Raw genomic sequence first — 10,319 nt, forward strand, 5'->3', positions numbered from 1 at the left:
CGCGCCAAGCTGCTCGCGATCCGAATGGCTAGGCTCGCGAAACAGATACCCGGCGCCCCGCTTGCCGCATTGAGCGGCCTCAAGGCGGGGTGCGATCGCGAAAGGGACGACGAGGTCGTAGACGGAAGGCTCGCTATCCGGCCTGGGCCCCGAAGATCATCCCGACCGCGGCGGTCACGCCCATGGCCAGCGCACCCCAGAAGGTGACGCGAAGGGCCCCGCGCACCACGCCGGCTCCTCCCGCGGTGGCGCCGAGGCCGCCCAGGATGGCCAGCGCCACCAGCGTCGAGGCCGCGACCAAGACGCTCGTCCTTTCGGCGGGTGACATCAGGGCGACGAGCACCGGCACGACGGCTCCCGCCGCAAAGGTGAGCGCCGAGACGATGGCCGCCTGTACCGGACGGGCGGCGACGGTCTCGGAGATGCCGAGTTCGTCACGCGCATGGGCTCCCACCGCGTCGTGTTCCGTCAGTTGCGCGGCGACCTGTTCCGCGAGCGTGCGGTCGAGCCCCCTGTCGACGTAGATCTGCGTCAGTTCCTCCAGCTCCGCATCGGGCGTCTCGGCGAGTTCACGTCTCTCGCGAGCGAGGTCGGCGTTCTCGGCGTCCGTCTGGGAGCTGACCGAGACATATTCCCCGGCGGCCATCGACATCGCACCTGCCACGAGGCCGGCCAGCCCCGCGATCAGGATCTCGGTCGATCCCGATCCGGCCGCCGCGACGCCGACGACGAGGCTCGACGTCGAGACGATCCCGTCATTCGCGCCGAGCACCGCGGCGCGGAGCCAGCCGATCCGGTGGACCATGTGGATTTCCGAATGCGAGAGACGGCTCATTTCGGATGCACTCCTGGAAGGCTGGTTTGAGTGATGACGGGAGCCGATGCAGATGGCGGCGTGCACAGGCTGCGCAGAAGCGCGGCCAGGACGGGAATGACGCCCGCGAACCAGACGGTCTGCGCGAGATCCGGCCTCCCCGCGACATGGAGGACGAGGCCGGTCGCGAGGCCGCCGAACCCCACCAGCAGCAGCGCGATCTTCAGCCTGTCGCCGTTCGAATGCTCCACCGCGTTCAGCCTCCCTACGCCCGAACCGCCATCGTTGCGTCCCCGAACAGGCGTCCGGTCCCACAGGAACGGATGCCACAGGCGCCGCGAAGCAGAAACAGGGCATCGATCCCCAGCCGCCGGGCGAGTTCCCCGCCGTCGTCGGCGCCGAGCACCATCAGCGCGGTCGCCCAGGCGTCGGCCTCCGCGCATGTCGGCGCGAGCACGGTGACCGAAGCCGGGGATTGCGCAAGCGGGGCGCCGCGGGCGGGGTCCATGGTGTGGGAGAGGCGCCGGCCCTGAACGTCGATCCAGTGGCGGTAGTCGCCGGAGGTGGCGACGGCGCAATCCTCCAGCGACAGCAGCGAATGCGGGGCGCGACGCTCCGGGTCCGGCTGCTCCACCGCGACCGTCCAGGCTTCGCCGTCGGGCCTCAGGCCCATGGCGCGCATCTCGCCGTCGATCCCCACGAGCCCGTCGCGGATGCCGGCGCCGCCGAGTATCCCGGCGAGGCGGTCCACGCCATATCCCTTGGCGATGCCGTTGAGGTCGAGCGTGATCGGCACGCGCTTGCGGACCCTGGTTCCATCGATCTCGAGCGCGTCATGGGCCGGCACGCGTCGGGCCTCCATCGCGCTGCGGATGCGGTCCGGGCTCGCTTCCGCGGCGCCGAAGCCCCACGCGGCCACCGCGTCGCCCATGCCGATGTCGAACGCGCCGTCGGAGGCGCGACCGATCGCCAGCCCCAGCCGGAGCACATCCAGGAGGCGTGCCGGAACGCTCATCCATTCTCCCGCCGGCGTCTCGTTCAGGCGCATCAGCTCGCTGTCGGGCTTCCATGTCGACATTTGCGCATCGACCTCGTCCATCGCCGCCTGCAGATCCGCCTGAACCGCCCCGGCATCGAAGCCGGAGGGAGCATGGAAGAGCGCGGACCAGCGCGTCCCCATCGTCGGGCCGTTGAGGGCGCACCGCGCGAGATCAGTAGACATCTTCGACATAGCGTCCCTCAGCCTTGAGAAGCTGGTGCGACAGGCCGAGCGGTTCCAGCATCCGCGTCATCGCCTCGGCGACCCCGGCCGCCATCTGCCGCCCGCCGCAGACCATGACATGCGCGCCTTCCCGGATTGCGCGGGTGACTTCGAGCTGCTCGGCGACCAGCGCGTCCTGGACATGGCGCGGCCGCGCGCCGCGGGAGACCGCCGTGGACAGATGGCGGAGCCGGCCCCCGGCCGCCCAGCCTTCCAGCTCCTCGCGATAGAGGAAGTCGCTGTCGGGATGCCGCATGCCGAAGAACAGGTGGATCGGGCGGCGCGAGGCGTTGGCGCGGATGAAGCCGGCGAGCGGCCCGATGCCGGTGCCGGCGCCGATCAGGATCAGGGGCGTGCGGTCGCGGGCCGCGTGGAAGCCGGGATTGCGGCGGATGAAGGCGGCGACCGTCCCGCCGGGCTCCAGCGTCGTGAGCGCGCTCGAGCAGAGGCCGCCGACATGCCGGCGCACCACGATCTCCACGAAGCCGTCCCGGCGGCCCGAGGCGAGCGAATAGAGGCGAGGCATGGGCGATCCCTCCGGCACGATGCCGATGAGGTCCCCGGCCTCGAAGCGGGCAAATCCCTGCCCCGTCAGGCGCTGCCATAGGGAGAGGCGCGGCAGCGCGAAGCGCAGGATGGCGGTGGGGGCCTGGACGTCGTGGCCATAGTCGCGGCGTGAGATGAGGGTGAGCGTGCTCGTCGCGGGCCGGACGGGCTGGTGGTCGAGCTCCAGCGCGATGCCGAGCGCCTCGCCGAGCGCGCGGCCCCAGCGCGCGAATTCCTGCGGCGACTGGCGGTCCACCGTCTCGAAGGGCAGCAGGAGCCGCCAGCCCTTGGCTTCCGCCGCGGCGGCGACCGACCTGGCGTAGGCGCAGAAGGCCGGAAAGCTCCGGTCGCCGAAGCCCAGCACCGCCACCGGCGCGGCCGGCACGGCGGAAAGCCGGTCCAGGCGGTCGAGGAACCCTTTCGCCGAAGCGGGGGCGTCGCCGTCGCCATAGGTCGCCGCCAGCACGAGGTAGCGCCGCGCCCCGGAAAAGCGGGCGGGGTCGAACGCCGACATCGGCGCAGCATGGACGTGCTGCCCGGCGCGGGTCAGCGCCGCGTGCAGCGTCGCGGCGAATCCCCAGCTGCTGCCGCCCTCGCTGCCGACGAGGATGATCGTCTCCGCGCGGCCCGGCGCGGCGTTGCCGCGGATCCCGGGGCGACGGGTGCGGCCGGCCAGCCAGATGGAGAGCCCCGTGACGCCCATCGCCGGGACGGCGAGCGCCGTGAGCCCGAGCAACAGGCCGAGAAGCGGGGCGCCCTGTCCGGTGTGGAGCATGTAGACGGTCTCCGAGACCCGCTCCCAGCCGCTCAGCCCCGACCAGCCGAGCGTCGCCCCGGTGCCCTGGTCGATATAGCCGGCCCCGTCGTCGGTCTTGAGCGTGAAGACGTCGGTGGCGTCGTCGGGATAGGGGAAGCTCAGCTCGCGCAGGCTCGCGACGGGCGTCGCGGCGAGCAGCGGCATGGAGGCCAGCGGGGCGCCGGTCGCGCCGCTCACCGCGGAAGGCGGCTCCGGAGGGGCTCCCTCGTCGGGAAGGAAGCCGAAGGTCGAGGCCGTCATCCAGAGCGCCGTCGCCGACGTCAGCAGGAGGCCGAGCACGGCGGCCCGCGCAAGCTCGACATGGACACGCCCGGCCAGAGGCCCGCGCAGTGGCGCCAGCCAGCGTCGCCATCCGCCCGCGCGCCGCGCGACCAGCGCGAAGCCGGAGATTGCGAGGACAAGCATCGCTCCCGCCCCCGCCGCCATGACGATGCGGCCGGCATCATCGAGGAACAGCGAGCGGTGCAGATTGGTGAGCCAGCGCTGGAACGGGTTGGGATCGGCCGAAGCGACGCTTGCCCCCGTCGCCGGGTCGATGACCGCGGAGCCCGGCGTGCCGCCGTCGAACCAATAGGCGGTGATGCGCCCGGAAGGCGCACGCCTGATCTGCTCGACGCCCGGATGGGCGGACCGGATGCGCGCGGCGAGGTCGGCCACGCTCATGGCCTCCTCCGCCTGCGGCGCGGCGATCCGTTCCGCCGCCGGGAAGACGGACAGCGCCGCGCCGCTCACCGCGAGCAGCGTCACGAGGGCGAGGGCCAGCAGGCCCGGCCAGCGATGGAGGGCGCGGAGCATGCTCGTCCCCTACATGCCGTAGCTGAAATTCGCGATGTAGCGGCGGCCCTGGACGGGCTGTCCCGCTCCCTTCGCGGTCAGCGGCACGGCGATCTCATTGGGGCTGTCGCGCATGTCCTCGACCGCCGCATCGACATGGAGCGTGTAGCCGGCGTCGAAGAGCGCATCGGCGAGATCGAGGGTGATCGCCAACCGGCGGCCCGCCCCGACGCTGGCTCCGGTGATGCCGTTGATCTCGGCGGTGTTGCCGCCGGTCGCGCGATACCAGTCGGACAGGTGCCCGTAGTATCTGGACTTGGTGCCGGCCATCCACAGGCTGCCGGCATAGGCCCCCTTCGGGTCGGTGACGTAGATGGCGAGGTAGGCGCCGTTGCCGCCATAGTTCTTCAGCGTCGTGGTCAGGGTCACCGGCCGCGCCATGGCGATGCCGGGAAGCGTGAGCGCCGTGGTCAGCGCCAGGGCGGCAAGGATGCTTCTCATCGTCGGGTTCTCTCGATCTGGCATGGATGAAGGGCGGTCGGCTCAGTTCATCTGGGCCTTGGGCGCCGCGCCGTTGCCGAAGAGGCCGTTGTTCGGGGGAGCGACGCTGCCCGCCGGAGCCGGTGCGGAAACATTGCCGCCGCGGGAATCGTCATCGTCTTCGTCGTCGTCATCGTCCCCGCGCCGGAGCTGGCGTCCGTGATCGCGGTCGTCGTCATCGTCGCTGGCCAGCACCACGCCGAGATCCCGGCCGGCATCCAGGACGGCGTCACGCAGCCCTTCGAAGCGGGCGGCCTCGTGCATCGCGCTCCACGCGGGAAAGCCGATCCCGGCGGTCAGGGCGGTCGAGGCGAAGAGGATGGCAAGGGTCTTTCTCATGGCAGGGTCTCCTTATCTCTGCTGGAACCGTTCTGGGCGCCCTGCCTGATCCGTTCCTGACGCAAACGGATTTTCTGCTTCAGCCTGCCGTCAGGAATCGAAAGGCCCCGCCGAAACGACGGGGCCGGTTGGCCTCAGTTTCTGATCCGGCCCGACGGTGCAGTTCAATCGCCGCCGCGATCTTCCTCGTCGCGGCGGCGGCCGGTGCCGTCCTTGCGCTCGATCTCGATGACGTCGAGGGTGGAGGGATGGACCGTCACCTCGATCCGCTGGCCTTCGGCGTCCGTGCCGTCGATCTCGTAGCAGCCGTCGTCGATCTTGATCCGGCGTACCGTCCAGCCGTTGCGGGTGGCGAGGGCGGCGACGGCTTCCTTCGGCTTCCAGTCCGCCATCGGCGCGAAGCAGTCGTCGTCGGCGAGCGCCTGCCCCACCGGGAGGACCGTGATACATGCGAGAATTGTCAGGGCGAGCCGCACGGGCCGGAACTCCTTTCCACCTTGATCTGCGACAAGCCTGGGGGGCCAAGCTGACGGCATCCTGAAGCTCGCGTGCGATCTGCGTCAGCGCGGTGTCAGGAAGGACCGTCAAGGAAGGCAGGAGCCGCGAAAGGCGAGGGACGATGCGAATCCTGCTGATAGAGGACGACGGCGTGCTGGGCGCGGCGGTGCGCGACCAGATCGTCGGCGACGGTCATTCCGCCGACTGGGTCACCCGGATCGACGCGGCCCGCGACGCCATGGCGGGCGCCGCCTACGACCTGATCCTGCTCGACCTGATGCTCCCCGACGGCCGGGGGATCGTGTTCCTGCGCGCTCTGCGCGCCGCGGGGAACGTCACGCCCGTGATCATCCTCACGGCGCTCGACCAGGTGTCGGACCGGATCGAGGGCCTGACCGCCGGGGCGGACGACTACCTGGTCAAGCCGTTCGACCTCGACGAGCTGTCGGCGCGCATCGGCTCGGTCGCCCGCCGCTATTCCGGCAATCCCAACCCGATCATCCGGCATCATTCGCTCGACATCGACATCGCCCGCCGGAGCGTGTGCCGGGAGGGCCGGCCGGTGCAGCTCACCGCCCGCGAATGGGCGCTGCTGGAGGCGTTCCTGGCGCGGCCGGGGCAGGTGCTTTCCAAGGCGCAGCTGGAGGAAAAGCTCTACGACTTCGATGCCGAGGTGGAGAGCAACACGATCGAGGTCCATGTCAGCCGGCTGCGCAAGAAGCTCGGCGCCGACCTGATCGAGACCGAGCGCGGCCTCGGCTACCGGCTGGCCGCGGCATGAGGCGCCCGCGAAGCCTCCAGGGCCGGCTCCTGCTCTCGCTCGGGGCGGTGCTGCTGGTGATCTGGGTCGGCGCGGCATGGACGACCGCCGTGCTGCTGCGGCACGAGATCGGCGAGGTCTTCGATTCCTCCCTGCAGGAGACGGCGCAGCGCCTGCTTCCCCTCGCGGTCATGGACATCGTCGGCCGCGAGGAGGGGGATGTCGCCAGCCAGCGGCTCGGTGCCATCCACGGCCATGACGAGCTCTTCACCTATGTGGTCCGCGACGACGAGGGCAAGGTCCTGCTCCAGTCCCACGCCGCCGACCTGTCGGTCTTCCCGCCCTATGGCGGTCCCGGCTTCGGCCGGACCGCGACGCACCGCCTGTACAGCGAGGAGGCCCTGCAGGGCACGATCCGCATCACGGTGGCGGAGCCGCTCGCCCATGAGGCCGGGGTCGCGCGGGAGATCCAGATCGGCCTCGGCCTGCCGATCCTCCTGGTCATCCCGGCCGCCTTCGCCGCCGTCATGCTCGCGGTGCGCCGGAGCATGCGGCCGCTGCGGGCGTTCCGGGAACGGCTGGAGACCCGCAGCGAGAAGGACCTCGGACCCGTCGCCTCCGACGACCTGCCCAGCGAGGTCGCCCCGCTCGCCGCCACGCTGAACGCGCTGCTCGACAGGCTCAGGGCGGCCTTCGCGGCGGAACGCAGCCTCGCCGCCAACACCGCCCATGAGCTCCGGAATCCGCTCGCCGGGGCGATCGCCCAGGCCCAGCGCATCCAGAAGGAGACCGCGGAGCCTCACATCGCCCGGCGGGGAGCCGACATCGAGGCGACGCTCAAGCGGCTGACGGCGCGCGCCGAGCGCCTCATGCAGCTTGCCCGTGCGGAAGGCGGCCGGCTTCGGCTCGACCGGACGTCGGACCTGCGCGCGGCCCTGCGTATCGTGATCGACGACATGCGCAGGAGCATGCCGCAGGACAGGGTGTCCCTGCGCGTGCCGGAAACACCCGTGACGTCCGACATCGATCCCGATGCCGTCGGAATCATCTGCCGCAACCTCGTGGAGAATGCCCTCGGCCATGGCAGCCCGTCATCGCCCGTCGAGGTGATCCTTGCGCCCAACGGGCTGCTGACGGTGTCGAATGACGGCCCCGTCGTCCCGCCCGAGACGCTGGAGAAGCTCGCCAGCCGTTTCGAGCGGGCCGGAACCTCGGCCCGCGGCAGCGGGATCGGCCTGTCGATCGTGTCGACGATCGCCGAGCGCCTGGGCAGCCCGCTCACGCTTCGGTCGCCGCGGCTTGGCATGCGATCGGGTTTCGAAGCCAGCGTCAGGTTCGCAACCACCGGGAATGTCGAGGTGACGACATGGTCTTGATGCCGGCCCTGATCCCTGTCGTTTGGCTTCAATGGCGTCAAGGCGCCAGATGCGGACCTTCCCGAGCGCGCGTCTGAACGTCCGGTGTGGGGCCGTCTGCTGACTGTCCGGTTCTGGCCGAGAAAACTGAGAAAGCGGACGTTCGGCAACGACCCCAAGTGAGCCGTCAACGGCTATTGGTTTAGCCCCCTGAAGCAGACGTTCGACCTGGTCCGAAAATGGTAGCTTCGCGCCGATCGCATCATCATGCCCTTGATCCGTAAGCGTGAGAGCTGTCAAATTTTGTCGGCCTTCATAATGCCAACGCGCTAACTTCGGCCGTGCATTCGGCAAAGCCCGTCAGCTATCAAATGCGAGCTCGCCCTTTTGTTCTGAGGCGGAGGCGCCTCTATATTCGGCGGACACCTGTTTATTCAGCGCCTCCAAGACCTTGTTGAGATCGAGAGCATAGGACCGGAATTCTAGCTGCCACCTATCGAGGGCGAATGACCGATCAAGCTCCACCATGGAGTCGAACATTAGTCCTTGCAGTAGATCCTGCCCGATGTATTCGTGCAAGAATTCCGGCCTCAGATCGGGACTTCTCCAAAGGTGGTACTCAGCCGCATCGTTAGTGGCGACATCGAGCCCTTTCTCGTCTTGGGATACCGACGTTTGGATAAAGCGGACATAACCTGTTTCGACCATGTTTGTAAGCTCCCGGAGACGTCGTACGGGGTGCCCATTCAACCGAAGTCCTGGAAACATTCCATTACAGGAAACTATACATGTAACGATCTCCTTCGCACGTCCAACCTTCCATCCCAAGCGACGATAGAGTTCGAGTTCCATTTTGTTCTCGGACAGGATACTTGTTATTTTGGACAACTGAGAAGCTCCAGTTTCCATATGCTTGTAGGAAGTACGGAGCTCGAAAACATTGCATGGCAAAAGAGAGTGCTTGCATTCGAATATGAATAGAAACTCCCCGAACCTGCAGATAACGTCGATCTCGAACCGCTTCCCTCCAAGTGTCGTCTCATACTCGATTTGGACCATGGGTGACACGACGCGCAGACAACGGGCCAATTCCTTGATGGCCCCGTCCTCTTCGACGTTCTCTACGACTCGCCGCCGCTCCGTGTGAGCGAAATTTCGGTACCAGTTAGTCGATCCTGCAATATGCATGGGTATAAGGTAGTAGTTTCCACCATCAACGATTGATCTGTACTGTATGTCTACAATTCCGCTCGATCTCGTTGCGAATGACATCACACGAAGAATGGCATCTGCCTCGTCTTTGCCAACACACCAGCCCAAAAGTTCCTGCAACTTGTGTTTGGCGAACACCGGCACGAGGGAGCGATATACCAGTTCGCTTTCCGTCTCCAATCTCGGAAGAAGATGGTTGGATGCGATACGCGCTAGGAACCTGAAGAGGCGCTGAACTTTTAGCATGCCCTCAAACGTGACGCCGCCTTCAAACTGGAATTCTTTGAGCTCGTCCCATGTGACGAGTTCGGTTGAAAGGACCTCATGAAGGTAGAGCCTCTCTTCGATCGTGAAGCCGTCATGGTTGAACAAGCCATGAAATTGAGGGGCATCGGGAAACCCGAAGGCGTACCGCGAAATCGGCTCGCGCTTTAGAACAACCACGTCGTCTGCAAAACGCTCGTAGATACTGTCGGCTACAGAGAGGATCGATACTTCACCCTCCCGCATCGCACGAATTCGTGCGATGATGGAGGGCTGACCAGCCTGTTCTGACATCGCGTAGCCCAGTCGAATGCTCTTCTCCAATTCTGGGCTCGGCGGGACTATTCTGACCGTTCGTCCATGTCGCTCACATTCGTAGTGGAAGCCGTCAAGCAATATTTCCGCTTCGCAGTATGCGCGAATCTTGGCCGCTTTGACAAAAAGCTTCGAGTACAGACCGCGCGAAATGCCGGTCTCGCTCATATAGTTGAATTGATCGTCGCGGATACCAATACATCTATCAATAACATGGAGCATGTAGGAGGCGGCCTCCGCCAACTCTTCCTTGCTGTATCCCGCTAAATCGTCAGAAGAGATGGATGGATGCCCCTCATGGTCCATCATGAAGAGCGAATCGACAAACGCAACAACTGACTTTAATGCCGTGTTCTGGTTCCTGACGAGAAAGCCCTCAAGCGACCTGTTCAGTTTCGCGACCTCTTTCCCCGCCTTCAGTAAGAGCATGACGGAAGTCAAGTAGTTTACAAATGAGCAAGGCATTGATAGCGGGGCTGCCTTTTGCAGGAGTCTTTCGACCACATCCAGAGGGCCTTTGATACCGAAATTGTATTTCGACGCCCTAAGAATGCCTGAGCTTCCCAGGTATTTCCGGGCCTTCGTCGCATCGACCACCGTAGCAAGGCCAATGTAGTTCGAGGCCACTGCGCTGTTACCGCGCATTATCTCGGTCCCCGCCCGTTCCACGAGCGGGAGCACGCGGTTGCGCAGGCCAGCTGTCCGTCGTCAGAACATTTGGCGCAACTCGCGGCGTAAATTAGCGGAGTGCGGGCCTCGTCTGGGGGGTGATGTTAGGCGGCGAGCTTGCGGTGCTGCAAGCGCCGATATTCGATGGTCTGTCG

Annotated in this window: 10 protein-coding genes; 2 read left to right on the forward strand and 8 right to left on the reverse strand. The window is 66.5% G+C overall.

Features of this window, described 5'->3' with window-relative positions:
- Window positions 1-133 precede the first annotated feature (133 nt).
- The 7 genes from STARVERO_RS05795 to STARVERO_RS05825 all read right to left on the reverse strand — a co-directional run bounded on the left by STARVERO_RS05795 (window position 134) and on the right by STARVERO_RS05825 (window position 5,567).
- The gene (locus STARVERO_RS05795) at window positions 134-835 is read right to left on the reverse strand and encodes a VIT1/CCC1 transporter family protein (protein WP_159598214.1); all 702 of its coding nucleotides are present in this window, start codon (window positions 833-835) and stop codon (window positions 134-136) included.
- Window positions 832-1,065, reverse strand: a complete 234-nt coding sequence (locus STARVERO_RS05800) for a hypothetical protein (RefSeq protein ID WP_159598215.1) — start codon at window positions 1,063-1,065, stop codon at window positions 832-834. The genes STARVERO_RS05795 and STARVERO_RS05800 overlap by 4 nt, the downstream gene beginning before the upstream one ends.
- A 14-nt stretch (window positions 1,066-1,079) precedes the next feature.
- A complete protein-coding gene (locus tag STARVERO_RS05805; RefSeq protein WP_159598216.1) occupies window positions 1,080-2,045 on the reverse strand; it encodes an FAD:protein FMN transferase in 966 nt (321 codons plus the stop codon).
- Window positions 2,026-4,233 carry a PepSY domain-containing protein gene (locus tag STARVERO_RS05810; RefSeq protein ID WP_159598217.1) on the reverse strand — a complete coding sequence of 736 codons (2,208 nt, stop codon included), beginning with the start codon at window positions 4,231-4,233 and terminating at the stop codon, window positions 2,026-2,028. Before STARVERO_RS05810 ends, STARVERO_RS05805 begins: the two co-directional genes overlap by 20 nt.
- A gap of 9 nt (window positions 4,234-4,242) precedes the next feature.
- Window positions 4,243-4,713, reverse strand: coding sequence for a DUF2271 domain-containing protein (locus STARVERO_RS05815; RefSeq protein WP_159598218.1), 471 nt, complete (start codon window positions 4,711-4,713; stop codon window positions 4,243-4,245).
- Between the two features lie 42 nt (window positions 4,714-4,755).
- Entirely contained in the window at window positions 4,756-5,091 is a 336-nt protein-coding gene (locus tag STARVERO_RS05820) for a hypothetical protein (RefSeq protein ID WP_159598219.1), read from the reverse strand.
- 164 nt (window positions 5,092-5,255) lie between these two features.
- The gene (locus STARVERO_RS05825; RefSeq protein WP_159598220.1) at window positions 5,256-5,567 is read right to left on the reverse strand and encodes a PepSY domain-containing protein; all 312 of its coding nucleotides are present in this window, start codon (window positions 5,565-5,567) and stop codon (window positions 5,256-5,258) included.
- Between the two features lie 143 nt (window positions 5,568-5,710).
- Between STARVERO_RS05825 and STARVERO_RS05830 the strand changes: the two genes are divergently transcribed.
- A complete protein-coding gene (locus STARVERO_RS05830) occupies window positions 5,711-6,370 on the forward strand; it encodes a response regulator transcription factor (protein ID WP_159598221.1) in 660 nt (219 codons plus the stop codon).
- Window positions 6,367-7,725 carry a sensor histidine kinase gene (locus STARVERO_RS05835; RefSeq protein WP_159598222.1) on the forward strand — a complete coding sequence of 453 codons (1,359 nt, stop codon included), beginning with the start codon at window positions 6,367-6,369 and terminating at the stop codon, window positions 7,723-7,725. The genes STARVERO_RS05830 and STARVERO_RS05835 overlap by 4 nt, the downstream gene beginning before the upstream one ends.
- A gap of 339 nt (window positions 7,726-8,064) precedes the next feature.
- Here the strand turns inward: STARVERO_RS05835 and STARVERO_RS05840 are convergent, their stop codons facing one another.
- Window positions 8,065-10,176, reverse strand: coding sequence for a hypothetical protein (locus STARVERO_RS05840; protein ID WP_159598223.1), 2,112 nt, complete (start codon window positions 10,174-10,176; stop codon window positions 8,065-8,067).
- Window positions 10,177-10,319: the final 143 nt, after the last annotated feature.

This window comes from Starkeya nomas (genome assembly GCF_902703545.1).
Classification (GTDB): Bacteria; Pseudomonadota; Alphaproteobacteria; order Rhizobiales; family Xanthobacteraceae; genus Ancylobacter; species Ancylobacter moscoviensis.